At 72.1% G+C, this 20,165-nt stretch carries 19 protein-coding genes; 7 read left to right on the top strand and 12 right to left on the bottom strand.

All coding sequences use genetic code 11. The annotated features are described in order from the left end of the window. Nucleotides 1-55 precede the first annotated feature (55 nt). Genes PX701_RS10815 through PX701_RS10795 form a run of 5 tightly spaced genes read right to left on the bottom strand, consistent with a single transcriptional unit; the run spans nucleotide 56 to nucleotide 6,228 of the window. Nucleotides 56-1,261: a substrate-binding domain-containing protein gene (locus tag PX701_RS10815; RefSeq protein WP_275506275.1), complete on the bottom strand. Its 1,206-nt coding sequence runs from the start codon at nucleotides 1,259-1,261 to the stop codon at nucleotides 56-58. Beyond that, nucleotides 1,261-2,496, bottom strand: a complete 1,236-nt coding sequence (locus tag PX701_RS10810) for an ABC transporter permease (protein WP_231432080.1) — start codon at nucleotides 2,494-2,496, stop codon at nucleotides 1,261-1,263. Before PX701_RS10810 ends, PX701_RS10815 begins: the two co-directional genes overlap by 1 nt. Further along, nucleotides 2,493-3,578: an ABC transporter permease gene (locus tag PX701_RS10805; protein WP_275506274.1), complete on the bottom strand. Its 1,086-nt coding sequence runs from the start codon at nucleotides 3,576-3,578 to the stop codon at nucleotides 2,493-2,495. Before PX701_RS10805 ends, PX701_RS10810 begins: the two co-directional genes overlap by 4 nt. Further along, on the bottom strand, nucleotides 3,575-5,125 hold the full coding sequence (locus PX701_RS10800; protein ID WP_231432082.1) for a sugar ABC transporter ATP-binding protein: 1,551 nt from the start codon (nucleotides 5,123-5,125) through the stop codon (nucleotides 3,575-3,577). Before PX701_RS10800 ends, PX701_RS10805 begins: the two co-directional genes overlap by 4 nt. Next, complete coding sequence (locus PX701_RS10795) at nucleotides 5,122-6,228, bottom strand: Gfo/Idh/MocA family protein (protein ID WP_231432083.1); 1,107 nt, start codon at nucleotides 6,226-6,228, stop codon at nucleotides 5,122-5,124. Before PX701_RS10795 ends, PX701_RS10800 begins: the two co-directional genes overlap by 4 nt. Nucleotides 6,229-6,344: 116 nt before the next feature. Here PX701_RS10795 and PX701_RS10790 point away from each other — a divergent pair, with 116 nt between their 5' ends. After that, nucleotides 6,345-7,532: an ROK family transcriptional regulator gene (locus PX701_RS10790; RefSeq protein ID WP_231432084.1), complete on the top strand. Its 1,188-nt coding sequence runs from the start codon at nucleotides 6,345-6,347 to the stop codon at nucleotides 7,530-7,532. A gap of 88 nt (nucleotides 7,533-7,620) precedes the next feature. On the opposite strand, the gene PX701_RS10785 is transcribed toward PX701_RS10790, so the two are convergent. Continuing rightward, entirely contained in the window at nucleotides 7,621-8,580 is a 960-nt protein-coding gene (locus tag PX701_RS10785; protein ID WP_231432085.1) for a sugar phosphate isomerase/epimerase family protein, read from the bottom strand. A gap of 174 nt (nucleotides 8,581-8,754) precedes the next feature. Beyond that, complete coding sequence (locus PX701_RS10780; protein WP_231432086.1) at nucleotides 8,755-9,228, bottom strand: DUF1772 domain-containing protein; 474 nt, start codon at nucleotides 9,226-9,228, stop codon at nucleotides 8,755-8,757. A 58-nt stretch (nucleotides 9,229-9,286) separates the two neighbouring features. On the opposite strand from PX701_RS10780, the gene PX701_RS10775 reads away from it, so the two are divergent. After that, nucleotides 9,287-9,850, top strand: a complete 564-nt coding sequence (locus tag PX701_RS10775; protein ID WP_275506273.1) for a TetR/AcrR family transcriptional regulator — start codon at nucleotides 9,287-9,289, stop codon at nucleotides 9,848-9,850. Nucleotides 9,851-9,853: 3 nt separating this feature from the next. Here the strand turns inward: PX701_RS10775 and PX701_RS10770 are convergent, their stop codons facing one another. After that, nucleotides 9,854-10,318 (bottom strand): DUF1294 domain-containing protein, encoded by a 465-nt coding sequence (locus tag PX701_RS10770; protein ID WP_275506272.1) that lies wholly within the window; start codon nucleotides 10,316-10,318, stop codon nucleotides 9,854-9,856. Between the two features lie 105 nt (nucleotides 10,319-10,423). Between PX701_RS10770 and PX701_RS10765 the strand changes: the two genes are divergently transcribed. Both PX701_RS10765 and PX701_RS10760 read left to right on the top strand, forming a co-directional pair. Next, nucleotides 10,424-11,119 (top strand): YqaJ viral recombinase family protein, encoded by a 696-nt coding sequence (locus PX701_RS10765; protein WP_374201150.1) that lies wholly within the window; start codon nucleotides 10,424-10,426, stop codon nucleotides 11,117-11,119. Further along, nucleotides 11,116-11,919 carry an alpha/beta fold hydrolase gene (locus tag PX701_RS10760; RefSeq protein WP_275506271.1) on the top strand — a complete coding sequence of 268 codons (804 nt, stop codon included), beginning with the start codon at nucleotides 11,116-11,118 and terminating at the stop codon, nucleotides 11,917-11,919. Before PX701_RS10765 ends, PX701_RS10760 begins: the two co-directional genes overlap by 4 nt. Before the next feature lie 16 nt (nucleotides 11,920-11,935). Here PX701_RS10760 and PX701_RS10755 read toward each other — a convergent pair whose 3' ends face one another. Then, nucleotides 11,936-12,643 (bottom strand): Pr6Pr family membrane protein, encoded by a 708-nt coding sequence (locus PX701_RS10755; RefSeq protein ID WP_275506270.1) that lies wholly within the window; start codon nucleotides 12,641-12,643, stop codon nucleotides 11,936-11,938. 102 nt (nucleotides 12,644-12,745) lie between these two features. On the opposite strand from PX701_RS10755, the gene PX701_RS10750 reads away from it, so the two are divergent. Continuing rightward, nucleotides 12,746-13,735, top strand: coding sequence for an NADP-dependent oxidoreductase (locus PX701_RS10750; RefSeq protein WP_275506269.1), 990 nt, complete (start codon nucleotides 12,746-12,748; stop codon nucleotides 13,733-13,735). Nucleotides 13,736-13,750: 15 nt separating this feature from the next. Here the strand turns inward: PX701_RS10750 and PX701_RS10745 are convergent, their stop codons facing one another. Beyond that, entirely contained in the window at nucleotides 13,751-14,707 is a 957-nt protein-coding gene (locus PX701_RS10745) for an ArsR/SmtB family transcription factor (protein WP_275506268.1), read from the bottom strand. Between the two features lie 55 nt (nucleotides 14,708-14,762). Between PX701_RS10745 and PX701_RS10740 the strand changes: the two genes are divergently transcribed. Beyond that, on the top strand, nucleotides 14,763-16,172 hold the full coding sequence (locus tag PX701_RS10740; RefSeq protein WP_275506267.1) for an MFS transporter: 1,410 nt from the start codon (nucleotides 14,763-14,765) through the stop codon (nucleotides 16,170-16,172). Nucleotides 16,173-16,202: 30 nt separating this feature from the next. Here the strand turns inward: PX701_RS10740 and PX701_RS10735 are convergent, their stop codons facing one another. Further along, nucleotides 16,203-16,880 (bottom strand): GNAT family N-acetyltransferase, encoded by a 678-nt coding sequence (locus tag PX701_RS10735; RefSeq protein ID WP_275506266.1) that lies wholly within the window; start codon nucleotides 16,878-16,880, stop codon nucleotides 16,203-16,205. A 59-nt stretch (nucleotides 16,881-16,939) separates the two neighbouring features. Here PX701_RS10735 and PX701_RS10730 point away from each other — a divergent pair, with 59 nt between their 5' ends. Continuing rightward, complete coding sequence (locus PX701_RS10730; protein WP_275506265.1) at nucleotides 16,940-18,325, top strand: ATP-binding protein; 1,386 nt, start codon at nucleotides 16,940-16,942, stop codon at nucleotides 18,323-18,325. A gap of 150 nt (nucleotides 18,326-18,475) precedes the next feature. On the opposite strand, the gene aceB is transcribed toward PX701_RS10730, so the two are convergent. Then, entirely contained in the window at nucleotides 18,476-20,143 is a 1,668-nt protein-coding gene (gene aceB, locus PX701_RS10725; RefSeq protein ID WP_231432096.1) for a malate synthase A, read from the bottom strand. Nucleotides 20,144-20,165 lie beyond the last annotated feature (22 nt).

Here is a 20,165-nt window from a genome sequence, read left to right as displayed (position 1 = left end):
ATCGTGCGTGTGGTCCCGATACGCGCTCCGCGCTCCTCGACCGACGGATCAGGGTTTACGGGATGATCCGGTCCTCCCAGACCTGCGGGTAGCCGGGCAGGTCCTCGCCGCCGAACTTGGCGTAGTGGCCGTCGGGCATGTTCTCGTTGAGCGCGAGGTACTCGTCGACCTCCTCCGCGGTGATCGGCGACTGCGGCAGCACCCACTCCTGGGGCACCTCCTCGCCGGCGAAGATCTTCTGCGCGGCGAGCAGCGGCGTGCGCCACTGGAAGTTCGAGTACACCGGCGCGAGGCCCGTGAGCCCGGTCTCCTTCCACTTGCGGAGGAAGCTCATCTCGTCCTCGCCCGTCATCACCGGGTAGTCGGCGCCGGCGTCCTCGAACGCCTCGATGGCGGCGACGGCGCCGTCGCCGGCGTCCATCCAGATGCCCTGGACGTCGCCCTTGGCGAGCTCGTCGGAGATGATCTTCTTGATCTCGGCGGGGTCGGCGCCCGTGAAGTAGTCGACGGCCTCGATGCCGGCCTCGTCGAACAGCTTCTCGGCCGCGGCCCAGCGCTGCTCGAGCACGTCGACGCCCGGCAGGATGCGGAGCGCCACGACCTTGTCGCCCTCGTCGAGCTCGTCGATGAGGAACTCGGCCGTGTCGATGCCCCACGCGAATCCGCCGATGGGGTGGATGAACGTGACGGGGCAGTCGGTCTGCACGCCGCGGTCGAACACGACGACGGGCTTGCCCGTGTCGCAGGCGCGCTCGACGGCCGGGGTCATCGCCGCCGTCGAGTTCGGCGAGATGAGGAAGATGTCGCAGTTGCCCTCGTTGATGAAGTAGTCGATGTCGGCGATCTGCGTGTCGTCGGAGTCCTGCGCGTCGCGGGTCTCCATCTCGCTGATCACACCGGCGTCCTGCAGCACCTTCAGCTGCTGGTTCATCGTGATCCAGCCGGTCTGGCGCCACGGGTTCGAGATCGAGGCGTTGGCGAAGCACGCCTTCTTCGCTCCCTCGCTCGCGAATTCCGAGGTGTCGACCATCTCGGCGTTGATGTACTGCAGCCACGGCTGCCCTTCGGGGCCCTCGGGCACGACGTCGCGTTCGGCGTCCTGCTTGTCGAAGAGCTCCTGGTCGAACCACTCGACCGCTTCCTCCGTGGCGCCGGCGTCTTCCGTCGGCGCGGCCACGTTGGGGTCGGTGGTACAGCCGGCCATCGTCAGCAGCGCGAGGGCGCCGACCATTGCGGATGCCACCGCATACTTGCGTCGCATCACGAACCTCCCTTGGTTTCGTTGTCAGCCCTCGACGTCGAGGGAATGGATGCAGGGCGAGCGGATGCCTCGGCATCGCGCTCCTCCGCCGGTGCCGGCGAAGTCTGGGTCGCCGTGTCCGGCGAGGTCTGGGTGGCGGTCCCGGGCGAGCCGCCCGATGCCGCGTCGGATGCCTCGGCCGAGGCATCCGGAATCGTCGTCGATGCCGCGGGTGCCGGGTCGATGCCCTTGCCGCGGCGTCGTGCGCGGAAGGTGGTCGCCGAGTAGGCGACCGCGATGATGATGATCGCGCCCTGCACCGCGTCGCGGTAGGTCGAGGGCACGCCGGCGAAGTTGAGCAGGGTGAACAGGGCCTCGAGCGCGAACGCGCCCGCCGCCGCCGCGACGACCCAGCCGCGCCCGCCGCCGAGCACCACGCCGCCGAGCACGACCGCGGTGATCGCGATGAACTCGTAGCCGCGACCGACCGACGGGTGGACACCGGCGTAGCCCACGAGCAGCACGCCCGCGATCGTCGCGGAGAGCGAGGAGATCATGAAGGTCGACGTCTTCACCCACCAGCTGCGGGCGCCCGCGAACCGCGCGGTCGTCGGGTTGTCGCCGAGCGCGATGATCGTGCGGCCGAACGGGCGCTTCGAGAACCAGATCGCGACGGCGAGCACGACGGCGAGCACGAGGACCGACCACGGCAGGATGTCGATGACGGGGATGCCGCGGATGCCGCCGCGCCCGATCTCGCGGAACCCGTCGGCGGGGTTGCCGGTCGCGGCGCCGCCCGTCCAGTAGAGGGTGCCGCCGAGCAGCGCGAGCATCATGCCGAGGGTGACGATGAAGCTCGGCACCTTGAGGAACGAGACGATGAGTCCGTTGACCAGCCCGATGAGGGCGCCGAACGCGAGCATGAGCGCGAGCACGGGCAGCGACTTCGCCTCGTCCTGGCCGATGAGGTTGCCGGCGATCACGACCTGGGCCGTGACGACCGATCCCATCGACAGGTCGAACTCGCCGCCGACGATGACGAAGTACTGGCCGATCGCGACGATCGCGATGGGCGCCACGCGCTGGATGAAGCGGATGAACTGGCTCGGTTCGGCGAACGACGGGTTCAGGACGGTGATCGCGACCAGCAGCACGATGAGCAGCAGGAACACGGCGCCGCGCGGGCTCACGAGGGTGCGTCCGAGGTCGGCCAGGCGGCTGCCCAGGTCGCGGCGGTCGGTGCTGACGGCGGTCATGCGCGGGCCTCCTCTCGTGCGTCGTTCCCGTCGGCGTCGCCTCCGGCGCCGTCGGGGCCGGGCGGCGGTGCCGAGGCGTTCGCGAACCTCGGCCTGCGCCGGTCGACCGACCGGCTCGTGTAGACCGCGACGGCCGCGACGATGACGACGCCGCGCACGACGTCCTTCAGGAAGGGGTTCACCTGCATGACGCTCATCACGTTGTCGACGACGGCGAAGATCGCGACGCCGCCGATCGTGCCCCAGATCGAGCCGCGGCCGCCCATGAGCAGGGTGCCGCCGAGCACGACCGCGGCGATCGAGAGCAGGTCGTAGCCGCCCTGGGTGCCGACGACCGGACTGCCGACGCCGAGCCGGCTCGCGAGCAGCAGCCCGGCGAGCGCCGCCGTGATCGAGCACAGCATGTGCGCGACGATGAGCGGTCGTGCGGTGCGGATGCCCGACAGGCGCGCGACCTGCTCGTTGCCGCCGACCGCGAACATGTGGTTGCCGGTGCGCGTGCGGGCGAGGAAGAACGCCCCGGCGAGCGCGACGAGCAGCATGAGCAGCGTCGAGACGGGGATCGGTCCGATGCCCGTGGCGCCGATGAGCTGGAACTCCCACGGCACCTGGCCGCTCGTGCCCTTGTAGTTCGTGTCGAGGTAGCCCTTGATGATGAGGCCGGTGCCGAGCGTCGCGATGAAGCCGTTGACCTTGAGCTTCGTGACGATGAGCCCGTTCGCGAGCCCGATGACCGCGGCGACGACGATCACGGCGACGACGGCCATCGGGATGTTCGCGGGGTTGCCGGCCATGAGGTCGGCCGCGATGAGGCTCGACAGGCTCACGACGTAGGGCACCGACAGGTCGAGGGACGCGCACAGGATGACGAGGGTCTGGCCGATGGCGACGAAGCCGAGCACGCTCATTCCGGTGAGGATGTCGCGGATGTTGCCGGCGCTGAAGAAGTTGCGGCCGACGGAGGCGACGAGGACGGCGCCGATCGCGATGACCGCGACCAGCGCGATGCCGACGATGAGGCTCGAGTCGAGCCGGCGACGGCGCGGTGTCGCGCGCCGGGCGGTGGGGGTCGTCGCGCTCATCGCAGCTCCTCCCCGCCGACGCGCAGGGTTCCCGTCGCGGCGCCGAGGATCGTCGCCTCGTCGCTGCGAGCCGGCAGTTCGGCCGAGGCCCGGCCGTCGTGCATGACGATGATGCGATCGGACATGCCGATCACCTCGGGCAGTTCGGACGAGATCATCAGGATGGCGACCCCTTCTTTCGCGAGTCGGCGCATGAGCGTGTAGACGGCGACCTTCGCGCCGACGTCGATGCCGCGGGTCGGTTCGTCGAGGAGTACGACGCGGGGCTTGGTCGCGAGCCATTTCGCGAGGACGACCTTCTGCTGGTTGCCGCCCGAGAGGAACTGCACCTCCTGGTCGAGGCCGCGCGACGACAGCTCGAGCGAGGAGAGCACGCCCGGCAGCTCTCGCCGCGTCTCGCGGGTGCGCCGCGAGAACACCGAGCGGATCACGAGGAGCGCGTTGTCGGCGATCGACTGGTTGAGCGCGAGGCCCTGGGCCTTGCGGTCCTCGGTGATGAGGGCGACGCCCCGCCTCACCGCCTGCCGGGCCGAGGAGATCTGCACCGGCCGGCCGTCGAGGCGCAGCTCGCCGCGCGTGAACGGCGCGATGCCGAACACGGCCTCGACGAGTTCGGTGCGACCCGAGCCCTGCAGGCCCGCGACACCGACGATCTCACCGGCGCGCAGCTCGAGGTCGACCCCGTCGACGTAGGCGTTGCCGGCGGCGCGGAGCTCGAGCCGGGGCTCGCCCCTCACGGTGCCCGGCTCGGGGTCGGGGAAGTACGCGGAGATCGGCCGGCCGACCATCCGCCGCACGAGCTCGTCGGTGTCGAGCTCGGACGCGGGCCCGCTCGAGACGAGCGCACCGTCTTTCAGCACCGTGATCGTGTCGCAGAGGTCGAAGATCTCCTTCAGCCGGTGCGAGACGTAGATGATCGCGACGCCGCGCGCCTGCAGGCGCCGGACGATCGCGTAGAGCAGCTCGACCTCGTGATCGGCGAGCGCGGCGGTCGGCTCGTCCATCTGGATGACCCGGGCGTCGACCGAGAGCGCCTTGACGATCTCGACGATCTGCTGCTCGGCGACGGTCAGGGTGCGGACCGGCGCGTCGGCGTCGATCGAGTCGATGCCGAGCTCGGCGAGCAGCGCCCGCGTCTCGGCGAGCATCGCCTTGCGGTCGACGAGGCCGCGCCGCTTCGGCTCGCGACCGAGGAAGACGTTCTGCGCGACCGTGCGCTCGGGCAGCAGGTTGAACTCCTGGAAGACCGTCGCGAGGCCGGCCCGCGCGGCCTGCACGGGGTGGCTGAACGCGACCTCCTCGCCGCCGAGTCGCACACTGCCCGCGTCGCGCTCGTAGACGCCCGCGAGGATCTTCATGAAGGTCGACTTGCCGGCGCCGTTCTCGCCGACCAGGCCGTGGACCTCGCCGGCGCGCAGGGTCAGCCCCACGCCGCGCAGCACGGTCACGCCGAAGAACGACTTCTCGAGCCCCTCGGCGACGAGCACCGGCTCGCCAGCCGCGGCGACTGCGCCGGGCGACGACGATGCGGGGGTCGCGGCGCTCATGCGGGCACCTCCGTCCAGTCGCGGCGTTCGGCCGAGGCGAGCACGGCCTCGGTGACCTGTGCGGCGCGCAGCCCGTCGGCGAAGACCGGGAGCCCGTCGGGCCGCGCGCCGTCGATCGCCGCGTAGGCGTCGGCGACGAAGGCGTTGAACGCGTCCTGGTAGCCCATCGGGTGCCCGGCGGGCACGAGCGAGAGCCGGGCCGCGTCGGCGTCGAGCCGCGCCGGATCGCGCTCGATGATGCTCGAGGCCGCGGTGCGGCCCACCCAGAGGGTGTCGGGGCGCTCCTGCTCGAACCGGATGCTCGCCTCGGTGCCCGCGAGCTCGATCGAGAGGGCGTTCTTGCGACCCGGAGCGACCTGCGAGACGAGTAGCGTGCCGAGTGCGCCGGAGGCGAACTCGACGACGAGCGCCACGAGGTCTTCGGTCTCGACGGCGACGTGGTCGACGCGCTCGGCGTACGCGGTGCTGGTCGAGGCGGTGAGCCTCGCGATGCGCTCGCCCGCGACGAACTCGACGAGGTCGACGAGGTGGGAGCCGATGTCGGCGAACGCCCGCGACGGCCCTCCGAGCGCGGGGTCGACGCGCCAGTCGTCGTCACCCGGCGTCGAGAGCCAGTCCTGCAGGTAGGCCCCGTGCACGCTGAGCAGCCGGCCGGTCTCCCCGGCGGCGACACGGGCCCGCGCCTCGCGGACCATCGGGTGGAAGCGGTAGACGAACGGCACCGCGGCGACGAGGCCGCGCTCGTCGGCGAGCCGCACGAGTTCGACGGCGTCGGCCGCGGTCGTCGCGAGCGGCTTCTCGCAGACGACGTGCTTGCCGGCCTCGAGCGCGGCCCTCGCGAAGCGGGCGTGCGTCGTGTTCGGCGTGCAGATGTGCACCACGTCGATGTCGGGGTCGGCGAGCAGGGCTTCGAACGAGTCGTAGGCGGCACCGAGACCGAGGCGCTCGGCCGCCGCGGCGGCACGACCCGAGGTCGACGAGGCGGCGCCGACGAGCTCGGCTCGGGCGGCGCGGGCGGCACGCGAGTGCACCGCGGCCATGAAGCCGCCACCGATGAAGCCGGCACGTCGTGTGCGGGTCGGGGCGATGACGTCCGTTGTCATGGGGACATCGTGACACACTCATGGCAACTTTTGCTAGCACTCCGTCAAAAGTTGTTCTCCGGACAACAGGTAGTGGCTGTGCCATACGTCGAAGACCTTGTGCTTTACTCAGTTGCATGGTGGACATCAGCCGAGGATCCGCGCTCGGCACATCGGGTGCCAGTGAGCTGTTCCAGCTCCTGCGCGACGGCGTGCCGCGCACGCGCGCGTCGCTCGCGCAATCGACCGGGCTCGCCCGTTCGACGATCGCGGCGCGGGTCGACGAGCTCATGCGGCTCGGACTCGTCACACCGGTCGCCGACGCCGCCTCGACCGGGGGGCGCCCGCCGTCGCAGTTCGCGCTCAACCCCGCCGCGCGCATCGTGCTCGCGGCCGACCTCGGCGCGTCGCACGCGACGCTCGCCGTCACCGACCTCTCCGGCACGGTGCTCGTCGAGCGCTCCGAGCCGAAGGACATCGCCCTCGGCCCCGAGGCCGTGCTCGGCTGGATGGTCGAGCAGGGACTCGCACTCATCGAGGGGCTCGGCCGCGACCGCCGCGAGCTCGTCGCCATCGGCATCGGCGTTCCCGGCCCGGTCGAGCACTCGACGGGGCGGCCGGTGAACCCGCCGATCATGCCCGGCTGGGACCGCTTCGACGTGCCCGGCTGGGTGCAGCAGCACCTCGAGGTGCCGGTGCTGGTCGACAACGACGTGAACATCATGGCCCTCGGCGAGCAGGCGCTCGCCTGGCCGCAGATCGAGCACCTCATGTTCGTGAAGGTCGCGACCGGCATCGGCTCGGGCATCATCTCGGGCGGGCGGCTGCAGCGCGGCGCGCAGGGCATCGCGGGCGACATCGGCCACGTGCGGGTGGCGCGCGGCAGCGACGTGCCCTGCCACTGCGGCAACCGCGGATGCCTCGAGGCGCTCGCCTCGGGGCCGGCGATCGCCCGCGCGCTGCGCGAGCAGGGCGTCGACGCGGCGTCCGGCGGCGATGTCGTCGAGCTCGTGAAGCGCGGCGACATCGACGCCATCCAGGCGGTGCGCCAGGCCGGTCGCGACATCGGCGAGGTGCTGACCGCGTGCGTCAGCCTCGTGAATCCCTCGGTCATCGCCATCGGCGGCTCGATGGCGCGAGCCGGCGAGCACCTCATCGCCGGCGTGCGCGAGGTCGTCTACACGCGCTCGATGCCGCTCGCGACCGAGCACCTCGCGATCGTGCAGTCGGCCGCGGCCGAGAACGCGGCCGTGCTCGGCGCGAGCATGCTCGCGATCCACCACGTGCTCTCGCCCGAGGGCATCGACGCGCTCGCCGCGCGCTGACCGCGAGGCATCCCCGGCGGTACCGGTGTCCCGGAGGTGCGGCAGCCGGGGGCGCGCCTGCCACGACGCGCCCCCGACCGCGACACCGTCAGAACCGCAGCTCGCGGAGGTAGTCGTACCCGACCTCCGCGGTCTGCAGCGGGGTGACGTCGGGAGTGTCGTTCTCGACGATGTACTCCTCTACGGCGTGCGCCCGGAAGATCCGCGCGAAGTCGATCGTGCCGGTGCCGAGGTCGGCCATGTCGCCTCCCACGTGACGGTCCTTGACGTGGAACTGCCGCACCCGCTGCGGCGCCGCGTCGATCACGTCGATCGCGAACTGCTCGGGGTCGGCGGCGCCGTCACCGCTCTGGATACCGCCGGTGACGGCCCAGTAGAGGTCGACCTCGAGGTGCACGAGGGCAGGGTCGAGCCGCTCGGTGAGCACCTGCCACGGGGTGAGCCCGCCGCCCAGATCGGTCGTGAACTCGTGCGCGTGGTTGTGGTAGCCGTAGGCGATGCCGTACGAGGCCGCGGCCTGCGCCTCGGCGTTCATCGTGTCGGCGAGCTGCTGCCACTCGGCGAGCGCACCCGAGGCGAAGTACGGCACGTTGAGATAGCGCTGGCCGAGCGTCGCCGCGTTCTCGAGCTTCTGCTCGAGGGCGGCCGCGTCGGACGAGGGGCCGTCGTGCGACGACGACGCCCAGACGCCGATCTCGTCGTAGAACGCGCGCAGTCCGGCGGCGGTGCGGCCGAAGTAGCCGAGCGCCTGCTCGACGCGCGGGTAGCCCATGTCCGCGATCGCGCCCAGCGTCGTGTCGTAGTCGCCGGGACCCCATGGTGCTCCGAGCGCCTCGCGCACCGTCCACAGCTGGATGCTGATCTTGCCGGGCGGCACCCGCTTCCACGGCTTCGTCGCGACGTCCGCCGCGGCGGGGATCGCCCCGGCGGAGAACGTCGCGGCCGCGGCCGTCGCGCCCAGTGCTCCGAGGAGGAGGCCGCGTCGGCTCACCCCGCGCCCGGCGAGCGATTCGCGCAGCGCCCCTCGTCCGTCATGTCCGTAACACATGCTGGTTCCTTCCGTCTCATCGTCGAGAGTCCGTGCGGAACACTGTCGCCTACTTTTGTCGTCGCGTCAATCGAAAGTTGTTTGTGATGGTCACAGAAGTCGCAACCACGTCACCTGAACGGTGCGGCGCCGGTCATACGGCGGCCGTGCGGACGGGGCGACCGCCCGCACCCGTCAGACGAGTGCGATCGTCGCGCACAGCAGCAGGATCGACAGGCCGAGCAGCACCGCACGGAGCACGATGATCGACTCCCATCGCGACTGCAGCGCGCGAGCGTCGGCCGGCACGTCGCCGGCCAGGGCCGCTGCGGTGAGCACCTTGTTGATCGGCGCCGAGATGCGGGCGAAGAGTCCGAGCCAGGCGAGCAGCAGGGCGAGCGCGATCGCCGAGAGCGTCGTGGTGACGGCCGTTCCCCAGCCGACCGCGAGCGCGACCGTGATCGCCGCCAGCACCGTGCCGAGGATGCCGACGACCGGCAGACGCCGATCGCCGTAGTAGTGGCCCCGGCCGACCACCTGCACCATGGTGCGGTCGTCGACCTCGGCATAGACGGGACGCAGCACGACCGCCGCGACCACGTCGGTGCCGAAGATCACGGCGAGGTTCAGCACTGCAAGGGCCGCGGCTGCGGCGATGACGATCGACATCTCGACTCCTTCGATTGGTGTTAGCGCTGCTAACTGTTACCGCTGCTAACATAGCGACATGGCACGCACCCCGCAAGAGGCGGAACGCTTCCGCGAACGCGAACGCCTCATCCTCGACACCACGCGTCGGATCGCCGAGGACGAGGGCTGGGCCGCAGTCACGGTGCGCCGGCTCGCCGACGAGATCGGGTTCAGCCAGCCGATCCTCTACCGTCACTTCCCCGGGGGGCGCGACGAGATCGTCGAGCGACTCGTCGTCACCGGCTATACCGAACTCGCCACCCGGATGGCGTCGCCCGACGACGACCTGCGCCACCTGATCACGGCGTACCTCGACTACGCACGCACGAATCCCGCCCTCTACGAGGCGATGGCGTCAGCACGCACGAGCTTCGCCTTCGCCTCCGGCGATACGCCCGAGGTCCTCGTCTCGGGCTTCGCCGTCGTCGAACGCGCCGCGGGCGGACGCGACGCGCACGATCGAACGGTCAGGGCCGAACTGCTCTGGAGCCTGCTGCACGGGGTCAGCGGGCTCTCGGCCGGCGGGCGACTCGACGACGCGCTCGGCGCCGACCGCGAACGGCTCATCGCGACGCTCTTCGCGACGCCAGTCGACGGGTGACGCCTACCGCGCGAGCCAGGCGAGGAGCGCGCCGAGCGCGAGCACGTTGACGACGACGCCGACCCAGAACACGCGGCGGAAGCTGCGCTTGCGCGTCTTGTGCCGCAGCCGCTGCTGCGCGACGATCGCACCGGGCCAGCCGCCGACGACGTCGAGGAGGTGCAGCGTGCGTTCGGGCACCCGCTGCGAGCCGCGCCTCGCGGCGAGCTTGTCGAGCCCGTAGGCCGCGAACGCGACGAGCGACACCGCGCCGTACCACGCTGCGATCCACCACGGCGCGACCCCGGCCACCACCGTCGCGGCGACGAGCAGTGCGAAGGCCGCGAGGACGCCCCAGCTCAGCGCGGCGGGCAGCGGGCGCGACAGGTCCCTCCCGGCGGGCGACGTCGGCGCGGTGGCGGGGCGACCGTTCGGACGGGATGCCGCGGGGCGGGCGCCGCGCGCGGCGGTCGTCGAATCACGGGCCATGCCGTCGATCGTACGATGCGCGGGTCTCGAGACGCTCGCTCCCCAACCCGCTCGACGACCGCACGCCGCGCCGCATCCGACGGTGGCGGCGGGTACGCTCGGAACGTGCCAGAACCGTTCGCCCTCTTCGACCTCGAGGGCGACACGTGGGCTCCTCCGCCCGAACCCCGGCCGAGGCATCCGCACGAGACCCGCGTCGTCGCCGACTCGAGCGACCGCGTCGCCTGGCTGCGCGCCCGGTCGCAGGGCATCACGGCGACCGACGCGGCGAAGCTCGCGACGCGCGAGTCGGTGCGCACCGCCGCCCACGAGAAGCTGCACGGGTCGCGGCACAGCTTCGGCGGCAGTCGCTACACCGACCACGGCCGCGCCCGTGAGCCCGTCATCGCCGAGTGGGCGAAGCAGACGCACGGCCTCGAAGGCTCGACGCTGCTGTTCCACGCCGAGACCGAGCGGCGGCACCTCGCGACGCCCGACGGGCTGCGTGTGGCGCCGAACGGCGCACTCGAGCTGTGCGAGATCAAGACGACGTCGAAGCCCTGGCGCGGCATCCCGCGCGGGTACCTCAGACAGGTCTGGTGGCAGCAGTACGTGCTCGGCGCCGAGCGCACCCTCGTCGTGTGGGAGGAGCACGCCGACTTCGTGCCCGTCGACGACGAGCCGAAGTGCCGCTGGGTCGACCGCGACGACGACCAGATCGCGATCCTCGTCGGGCTCGCGAACGAGCTGCTGGCCGCGATCCGGCCGAACCCGCGCGCCGCCGACCCGCGCGCGTTCTACCGTCCGGGCGCCCTCGCGTGACCACGCTCCTGCTGCACGGGCTCGGCGCCGACCGCCGCCAGCCGCTCGAGCTGTTCGCCCCGGCGGTGCGCGCCGCCGCCGGCGACGACGAGCTCGTCATCGCCCCCGACGTCCGCGCCCACGGCGGCTACCTCACCGTCGGCGAGCCGGCCGACTTCGCGATCGACCGACTGGCTGCCGAGATCGCGACGACGACGCGGGCGCAGGTCGAGAAGACGACCGGGCGACCGGTCGACGACGACGGGCCGCTGACGGTCATCGGGCTCTCGATGGGCGCCGCGATCGCGATGCGGCTCCTGCTCGGCGGCATGCTGCCCATCGACCGGGCCGTGTTCGTGCGCCCGGCCTTCGACGACCGCTCGCTGCCCGACAACCTGCGGGCGTTCCCCGTGATCGGACAGCTCCTCATCGACGCCGGCCCGGCGGGCGCCCAGGAGTTCCGCGAGCGGGAGCTCTACCAGCGGGTCGCCGACGAGTCGCCCGCCGCGGCGAAGGGGCTGCTCTCGCAGTTCACCTCCCCCGACGCGGCGCGGCGGGCCATGCGCCTCGTCGAGATCCCCCGCAACCGGGCGTTCGCGAACGACGCCGAGCTCGCCGCCCTCGGCGGACGCGGCGTCAGCACCTTCGTCATCGCGGCGCCCCGCGACCCGGTGCACCCCGTGCCCACCGCCGAGCACTGGGCCGGAGCGCTCGGCGCACCGCTGGCGATGCTCACCGAGCGCGACGCCGGCCAGGCCCGGCAGAACGCGGTGCTCGCCGAGCACCTCGCGCGGTGGCTCGAACGCGCGCCCCGCACCTGACCGGCACGAGCCCCGCTCAGCGTGCGTCGACGCGGTCTGCGTCGGAGGCGGCCTCCGGCGCCACGACCGGGGATGCCTCGGCTGCGCCGCCGCGGTACGGCCACGCCATTCGGCTGATCGCGATGACCCCGGCACCGACGAGCAGGATGAAGGCGGCGATCGCGACGACGTACACGAGCACGCCGTCGTAGCCGACGCCGGGCTTCACGGCGGGGTCGAGGAACGGGTACGGGTACCAGCCGACGATCGCGCCGCGGAGCATCGTGTACGCGGCCCAGGCGAGCGGGAAGAGCGCGACGGTCCAGAGGCGCCGCCACGGCACCGGACGACGACCGGGCGCGAGCACCCAGTCGGCGAGCAGGTAGAGCGGAGCCCAGACGTGCAGGATCTCGTTCGACCAGGGCACCGTCGTCGCCTGGTCGAGCGAGATGTCGCGCAGCAGCGTGTTGTAGACCACGAGGGTGGTGGTCATGTAGGCCGTGGCGCAGACCCGCACGACCGTGAACCCGGGGCTGTCGGTCTCGCTCCGGAACGCGAACCACGCGGCCGCGAGCAGCACGACGGCCGCGAGCGCGTTCGAGAGGATCGTGAAGAAGCTGAAGAAGTTCACCACGAAGGACCCCGGGTCCTCGACCATCGAGAGGCTCTTCACGAACTGGCCGACGATCGCGGTGATGATCAGCGCGGCGGCCAGCACCCGCAGTACCCCGAAGACCCGTCGCATCGCGCTCCCCTCGTGCCGTCGTGCGGCGCAGTCGGGCCGAGCCCGTCGCGACGCTGAGTGCAGCCTAGCGATGACGGCATGATGGAGGTGGGAGGACGACGCATGACGCAGACGACGCAGGCCCCGACGATGCACGCACTCGTGATCGACCGCACGGGCGGCCCCGACGAGTTCCACCTCGCCGAGGTGCCGCGGCCACTGCGGGTGAGCGACGAGGTGCTCGTGCGGGTCGTCGCCGCGAGCCTCAACCCGATCGACGTGAAGACGCGTGCCGGCCGCGGCACCGCGGCGGCGATCACGGGCTTCCCCGTCGTGCTCGGCCACGACTTCGCGGGAATCGTCGAGCAGGTTCCCTACGCGGCGCATCCGCTGCAGCCGGGAGACCGGGTCTACGGCATGGGCCGGGTGCCCCGCACCGGCGGCAGCTTCGCCGAGCTCATCAGCGTGAGCTCGATGAGCGTCGCGCGGATGCCCGCCTCACTCGACTTCGCGCACGCCGCCGCCGTCCCGCTCGCCGCGCTCACGGCGTGGGGCGCGGTGGTCGACACGGCGCGGGTGCACGACGGCCAGCGCATGCTCGTGCATGCGGGCGCCGGCGGCGTCGGCCATTTCGCCGTACAGTTCGCGGCGTATTTCGGCGCGAACGTCACCGCGACCGCATCGGCCCGCAACGCCGAGTTCGTCCGCGACCTCGGCGCCCGCCGCGTCGTGGACTACACGACCGAGCGCTTCGAGGAGGTCGCCCGCGACCAGGACGTCGTGATCGACCTGATCGGCAACGTGAAGGACGACACGGGCGTGCGCTCGCTCGACGCGCTGCGCCCGGGCGGACTGGTCGTGAACGTGCCGACCGGCTCGTGGCCGACCATGCGGGAGGACGCGGAGGCCCGCGGCCTGCGCGCCACCGGGTACTCGGTGTCGCCCGACGCCCGCACGCTCGCGGTCATCACCCGCCTCATCGACGACGGGGCCGTGCGCGTGCACGTCGACCGCGAGCTGCCGCTCGCCGACGGCGCCGAGGCGAGCCGGCTCGTCGAAGCCGGGCACGTGCGCGGCAAGATCGTGCTGCGGGTCGCGCCCGATCCCGCCTGACCGGCGGGAGGTCGCTCACCGCCCGGCGGCGAGCAGCGACGAGCCGAGTTCGCTGCGCAGGTAGAGCATGCTGTGACCGTACCGGGTCGAGACGACGAGCCCCGCGTCGCGGAGCACCCGCAGGTGCTGGTTCACCGCCGACGCGGTGACGCCGAACCGCACCCCGAGCTCGGTCGACGAGGCGGGGTCGCCGAGCGCCGAGAGCAGGCGGGCGCGCGTCTCGCCGAGCACCGCGGCGACGGCCGCCGGGTTCGCGACGTCCTCGGCCTCCCACAGGGCGCCCTGGCCGCGGGCCGGGTACATGAGCATCGGCGGGCCGTCGCCGACCGGCGCCGAGGCGCGACGCGTGAACATCGTCGGCACGAGTGTGAGCCCCGAGCCGCCGACGGCCCGGGTGCGCTCGATCGGATGCCGCAGTCGCACCGCGAGCACCCCGTCGGCGAACTCGACCGTGCTGGTCAGGCCGTTCAGCATCGTCGCGACGCCCGACTGCGCGATCTGACGGCCCCGGTGCACGACGTCGGCCTCGAGCACCGCGCGCATGCGCGGCCAGTACGGTGCGAACGACGACTCCCAGAGTTCGTCGAGCGCGGCGACGATGCGCCGCAGCGCCGCCCGGTGCGAGCCCGCGAACACCGCGGGCACCGCGCCGTGCACCGCTTCGAGGTCGCGGCGGAACACCTCGGCCGGCGTCTCGAGCAGCGCCTCGAGCTCGTCGTCGAGGCGGGTGAGCGGCGACTCCGGCCTCGGGTTCAGGAAGTCGGGCGTCCACAGGCGATCGTCGATGAGCGCCGCGAGCACGGCGTGGTCGAGATCCGCCCGTGCCGTCTCGGTGCGGGCGACCCAGGGCAGCTGCAGCGGAAACCGCGACGGGTCGCGCACGGCGCGCAACGAGAGGCCGAGCTCCGAGAGCGGCGAGATGCCGAAGCGCACGGCTGCGACATCGTTCTCGTTCAGCACGTAGCGCAACATGAAGGCATACGCTACATCAATTTCGTGGCGCCTCGGCCTCTGCCAGAACTGAACCGTGAGCCCTACCTCCCCGACCGACACCGACCCCGCTCCCGGCACCGGCTCGACGCCGGCCGTCGGCTCCGAGGCATCCCCGCCTCTCGAGACGCCGGGCGCACGCCCCACCTGGCGCGCCCGCCTCGCCGCCTCGGTCGCCGACCCGGTGCTGCGCATCCTCGTCGGCGCGACCCTCATCTCGCGGATCGGCCGCGGCATCTTCCTCGCCGTCACGGTGCTGTACTTCACCCTGATCGTCGGCCTCGCGCCGGGAGAGGTCGCGATCGTGCTCGCCTCGGCGAGCGCGGCCGGGGTCGTCGCGTCGTTCGCCGGCGGATGGCTCGCCGACCGGTTCAGCGCGAAGCGGCTGCTCATCCTCTTCACCGCGGTCGAGGGCGTGGCGCTCATCGCGTACGTCTTCGCGGGCGACTTCGCGACGGCACTCGTGATCGCCGTGGTCTGCGGGTTCTTCGAGCAGGGCGCGAACTCGACCCGCTCCGCGATCATCGCGCGCGCCTTCGAGGGCGAGTCGCGCGTGCACGCCAGGGCGGTGCTGCGCACCGTCACGAACGTCTCGATCGCGGTCGGCTCGGGCCTCGGCGCCCTCGCCCTCGCGCTCGGCACCGCCGAGGCGTACCGGGGGCTCATCATCGGCGCGGGCGTGCTCTACCTGCTCGGCCTGTTCCAGCTCGTGCGGCTGCCCGCGCACGTCGATGCACCGGCACGGCCGACGGTCGCCGACGTGGTCACCGCCACGGGTTCCGTGGATGCCGCGGCCACCGCCGACGCGATCGCCGAGGAGCGCCGCAACTGGCGCGCCCACTCGCCGTGGCGCGACCCGCGCTACCTCGCCCTCACGGTGCTCAGCGCGATCTTCGGCATGCAGTTCGGCGTCGGCGAGCTCGGCGTGCCGTTGTGGATCACCCGCGACACGTCCGCGCCCGAGGTGCTCATCGCCGCCCTGCTCATCCTCAACACGGCGATCGTCGTCGTCTTCCAGGTGCCGATGTCGCGCGGCACGCACGACCTGCGGGTCGCGGGTCGCGTCTCGGCGATCGCCGCGTGGCTCATGGCCGGGGCGTGCCTCGTGTACGCCGCGGCCGCAGGGCTGCCGACCGGGTTCGCCGTCACCGTGCTCGTGATCGCCGCACTGGCGCACGCCTTCGCGGAGGTGCTCTCGCAGGCGGGCGGCTGGGGCCTCAGCTTCGAGCTCGCCGACCCCGTGCGCGCCGGCACCTACCAGGGCGTGTTCGGCATGGGCTACTCGGTCGGTGCGCTCGCGGCACCCCTCGTGGTGAACGCCACCGCGATCTCGAACGGGCTCTGGGGCTGGACGGTGCTCGCTGTGATCTTCCTCGTCTCGGGCCTCGGCACGGCCTGGATCGCCCGGCGCGCGGCTCGCGCCGCGGCATCCCCCTCGCCCGCCTGAACTCCCGGTGACCGCTCGCGGCGCGGCGGCTCAGCCGAGCGGCTGCGCGAGCACCCAGTCGTTCTCGAGGCGGCCGCCGACGGTGAAGTGCTTGCGGCCGGCCTTCGCGAAGCCGTGCTTCTCGTAGAAGCGGATCGCCCGGGCGTTCTGCTCGTTCACGCCGAGCCAGCACGCGATCGCACCGGTCGCCCCGGCGGCGTCGAGGGTCGCCGCCATGAGCGGCGCGGCGATGCCGCCGCCGTGCTCGTCGGCACGCGTGTAGAACTTGCTGAGCTCGATCGCCGGGCGGGCGGCGACCGCGGCGGCGGCATCCGCGTCGCCTGGCTCGCCGCCCACGAGCATGCTGTATCCGACGAGCCGGGCCGACGTCCCGTCGCTGCGCTCGGCCACGAGCACGATGCGATCGGGGTCGGCCAGGTGGCTCGCGAAGTGCTCGGGCAGGAAGTTGCGCGCGACGAAGTCGGCGACGGCCTCCGCCGTCGTGTGCGGCGGGCACGCGAGCGGGAAGGTCTCGGCGGCGAGCTCCGCGAGCGGCTCGACATCGGTCGCGGCCGCAGGACGGATGAGGAGTTCGGTCACGGCGCTCACGCCGCGATTCTGCCAGAGCACGACCCGCAGCGCGCCGAACGTGACGTCGGCGATCGCCCGCAGCGCGCCGAACGTGACGTCGGCGATCGCCCGCGACGCCGCGGTGCGCGCGACGGCCATGCCGGCGCGTCGCCGGGAAGTCCTGTCGCCGGTCGGACCCGCCGTGCCATGATCGGCGCATGGCCGACCGCAGCTCGCCGCTCCTCGCCCGCTCCGACGACGGGCGATCGTTCACGATCGCGGATGCCTCCGGCACGCCGTTCACCGCCGGCACCCTGCTGCTCGTCACGGCCGACGACCGGCGGCACCTCGCGATCGTCGAGGAGCGCGGAGCGGCCGGCGGCGAGCCCGACGCCGTGCTCGGTCGCCTGATCGGCATCATCGACGGCACCCGGTTCGACCCTCGGGGCGGCTCGCCGTTCTCCGACGCCGTGGTCGAGATCGCCGACGCCGACACCATCGACCTCGTGCACGCGGCGATGGGCGCGACGCTCGAGATCGGCGTGAACCTCAGCCCGCCGATCCGCCCGGCGCGACTGCTCAGCCATCGCTTCAACCGGCACACCTTCTGGTGCGGGCAGAGCGGGTCGGGCAAGACGTACGCCCTCGGCGTCGTGCTCGAGCAGCTCATCGCGCACACCGCGCTGCCCGTCGTGGTCTTCGACCCGAACTCCGACTTCGTGCGGCTCGGCGAGCTCAACCCCGGCGCGAGCGGGCCAACGGCCGAACTGCTGGGCCGACGCGACATCCGCGTGCTGCGCCCGAGCACGCCGGGCGCCGAGCCGTTGCGCGCCCGCTTCCCCGCCCTGAGCCTCGAGGCGAAGGCCGCGGTGCTCCGCCTCGACCCGGTCGCCGACCGCGAGGAGTTCAACGCGGTCGTGCATCTCGGCGACACGCTCAGCGCCGACGAGCCCGACGAGGTGCTGCCCGAGCTGCTCGGCTCCGACGATTCCGTGCGTCGTGCGCTCGGCCTTCGCATCGAGAACATGGGCCTCCTGAACTGGGAGGTGTGGGCGGGCCACGACCGCGAGGCGACGCTCGTCATCGACGAACGCGCCGACGCGACCGTGCTCGACCTGGGCGGGTTCTCGACGCCCGACCAGCACCTCGTCGTCGCGCTGTCGGTGCTCGAGGAGCTCTGGGAGCGGCGCGAGGAGCGGCGGCCCACCCTGCTCGTGATCGACGAGGCGCACAACCTCTGCTCCCCCGCGCTCACGTCGCCCCTCGCGATCGCGGTGCGCGACCGCATCGAGCAGATCGCCGCAGAGGGCCGCAAGTACGGCCTCTGGCTGCTCATCTCGACGCAGCGCCCGTCGAAGGTGCACCCCGGCATCGTCTCCCAGTGCGACAACCTCGCCCTCATGAAGATGAGCTCGCCGATCGATCTCGCGGGCATCGCCGAGTACTTCGGGTATGCGCCGGCCGCACTCGTCGCGCGCTCACCGTGGTTCCGCCAGGGCGAGGCGCTCTTCGCCGGCGGTTTCGCCCCCGCGCCGACCCTGCTCGCGATGAACCGGCGCCTCACGCCCGAGGGCGGAAGCGACGTGGGCGTGCCCCTGCGCTGACCGCGGTCGCTCGGTGATCGGCGTCGGGAACACGAGCGGTCGAGCGGTCGAGCGGTCGAGCGGTCGAGTGCGGCGTCTCGAGACCACCGCGGCACAGCAGGATGCCTCGGCGGGATCGTGTCCCGCCGAGGCATCCCCTCGATCAGCCCGTCACAGGAACCGGGCGTAGGCCCCCAGCGTGAGGAACGTGGGGAACTCGGGCTCGAGCGCGACCGAGCGGAACACCTGGATGGCGTCGTCGAAGCGGTCGCCCTCGAATCGGGGCAGGCTGCGCACCGCCTCGCCCATCGCCCCGACGATGTACGTCTGGTCGATGCGGGTGCCCTCTGCGGTGACGGTGTTGTCGTGCAGCCACTGCCAGATCTGCGACCGCGAGATCTCGGCCGTCGCCGCGTCCTCCATGAGGTTCTCGATCGCCGCGGCGCCGATGCCGCGCAGCCACGACTCGATGTAGCGGATCGCGATCTGGATGTTGTCGATCACTCCCGCCTCGGTGACGGCGCCGCCCACCGACGGGATGTCGAGCAGCTGGGCACCGGTCACCTCGACGTCCTCGCGCAGGCGGTCGAGCTGGTTCGGCCGCTCGCCGAGCACCGCGTCGAACTCGGCCCGTGCCGTCGGGATGAGGTCGGGGTGCGCCACCCAGGTGCCGTCGAACCCGTCGCCGGCCTCTCGGCGCTTGTCGGCCGACACCGCGGCGAGCGCACGCTCGGTCACCTCGGGGTCTCGGCGGTTCGGGATGAACGCGCTCATGCCGCCGATGGCATACGCACCGCGCTGGTGCGCCGTCGAGACGAGCAGCTCGGTGTAGGCCCGCATGAACGGCACCGTCATCGTGATCTGCGTGCGGTCGGGGAACACCCAGCGGCGGCCCCGGCTGCGGAACGTCTTCACGATCGAGAAGATGTAGTCCCAGCGACCGGCGTTGAGGCCCGCGCAGTGGTCGCGCAGCTCGAAGAGGATCTCCTCCATCTGGAAGGCGGCCTGGATGGTCTCGATGAGCACCGTCGCCCGGACGGTGCCCTGCGGGATGCCGACGTAGTCCTGCGCGAACACGAAGATGTCGTTCCAGAGCTTCGCCTCGCGGTGCGACTCGAGCTTCGGCAGGTAGAAGTACGGACCCCGGCCGAGCTCGATGAGCCGGCGTGCGTTGTGGAAGAAGTAGAGCCCGAAGTCGACGAGCGAGCCCGAGGCGTGCATGGCGCGGCCCGAGCGGTCGTGGAACTTCAGGTGCTTCTCGGTCAGGTGCCAGCCGCGCGGGCGGAACACGATCGTCGGGGTCTCCGTGATCGGGCGCTCGAGACGGTACTGCCGGCCCTCGGGGCTCGTGAACTCGAGCCGGTCGCGCAGGGCGTCGAACAGGCTCAGCTGGCCCTCGACGACGTTGCGCCAGGTGGGGCTCGTCGCGTCCTCCTGGTCGGCGAGCCAGACCTTCGCGTCGCTGTTGAGCGCGTTGATCGCCATCTTGCGGTCGGTCGGGCCGGTGATCTCGACGCGGCGGTCCTCGAGGCCGGGGCCGGCGCCGGCGACGCGCCAGCTGCGGTCCTCGCGGATGCGGGCGGTCTCGGGCAGGAACTTCGGGTCGCGCCCGTTCGCGGCGTCGACCCGGGTCTGCAGCCGGGCGGCGAGCAGCTCGTGCCGGGTGTGCGCGAACCGGTCGTGCAGCTCGGCGATGAACTCGAGCGCCTCGGGCGTGAGGATCTCGTCGTACCGCTCGCCGAGCTGGGCGGTGATCTCGATGCGCGGGTCGACGACGGCGAAGCTGCCCGTCGCGGTGCGCGGTTCGGTCTCGGCGCGTTCGAGGGTGATGGTGCTCATGGTTTCGTCTCCTTGCGACGTG

This window comes from Agromyces chromiiresistens (assembly GCF_029167465.1).
Classification (GTDB): domain Bacteria; phylum Actinomycetota; class Actinomycetes; order Actinomycetales; family Microbacteriaceae; genus Agromyces; species Agromyces chromiiresistens.
The sequence above is the reverse complement of the archived record's forward strand: the minus strand, read 5'-3'. Positions and strand labels throughout refer to the sequence as shown.

Bases quoted from the DNA above. Each gene is read 5' to 3' on its own strand.
- PX701_RS10815 (WP_275506275.1), bottom strand. From the start codon at position 1,261: ATGCGACGCAAGTATGCGGTGGCATCCGCAATGGTCGGCGCCCTCGCG.
- PX701_RS10810 (WP_231432080.1), bottom strand. From the start codon at position 2,496: ATGACCGCCGTCAGCACCGACCGCCGCGACCTGGGCAGCCGCCTGGCC.
- PX701_RS10805 (WP_275506274.1), bottom strand. From the start codon at position 3,578: ATGAGCGCGACGACCCCCACCGCCCGGCGCGCGACACCGCGCCGTCGC.
- PX701_RS10800 (WP_231432082.1), bottom strand. From the start codon at position 5,125: ATGAGCGCCGCGACCCCCGCATCGTCGTCGCCCGGCGCAGTCGCCGCG.
- PX701_RS10795 (WP_231432083.1), bottom strand. From the start codon at position 6,228: ATGACAACGGACGTCATCGCCCCGACCCGCACACGACGTGCCGGCTTC.
- PX701_RS10790 (WP_231432084.1), top strand. From the start codon at position 6,345: ATGGTGGACATCAGCCGAGGATCCGCGCTCGGCACATCGGGTGCCAGT.
- PX701_RS10785 (WP_231432085.1), bottom strand. From the start codon at position 8,580: ATGTGTTACGGACATGACGGACGAGGGGCGCTGCGCGAATCGCTCGCC.
- PX701_RS10780 (WP_231432086.1), bottom strand. From the start codon at position 9,228: ATGTCGATCGTCATCGCCGCAGCCGCGGCCCTTGCAGTGCTGAACCTC.
- PX701_RS10775 (WP_275506273.1), top strand. From the start codon at position 9,287: ATGGCACGCACCCCGCAAGAGGCGGAACGCTTCCGCGAACGCGAACGC.
- PX701_RS10770 (WP_275506272.1), bottom strand. From the start codon at position 10,318: ATGGCCCGTGATTCGACGACCGCCGCGCGCGGCGCCCGCCCCGCGGCA.
- PX701_RS10755 (WP_275506270.1), bottom strand. From the start codon at position 12,643: ATGCGACGGGTCTTCGGGGTACTGCGGGTGCTGGCCGCCGCGCTGATC.
- PX701_RS10750 (WP_275506269.1), top strand. From the start codon at position 12,746: ATGACGCAGACGACGCAGGCCCCGACGATGCACGCACTCGTGATCGAC.
- PX701_RS10745 (WP_275506268.1), bottom strand. From the start codon at position 14,707: ATGTTGCGCTACGTGCTGAACGAGAACGATGTCGCAGCCGTGCGCTTC.
- PX701_RS10735 (WP_275506266.1), bottom strand. From the start codon at position 16,880: ATGGCCGTCGCGCGCACCGCGGCGTCGCGGGCGATCGCCGACGTCACG.
- PX701_RS10730 (WP_275506265.1), top strand. From the start codon at position 16,940: ATGGCCGACCGCAGCTCGCCGCTCCTCGCCCGCTCCGACGACGGGCGA.
- aceB (WP_231432096.1), bottom strand. From the start codon at position 20,143: ATGAGCACCATCACCCTCGAACGCGCCGAGACCGAACCGCGCACCGCG.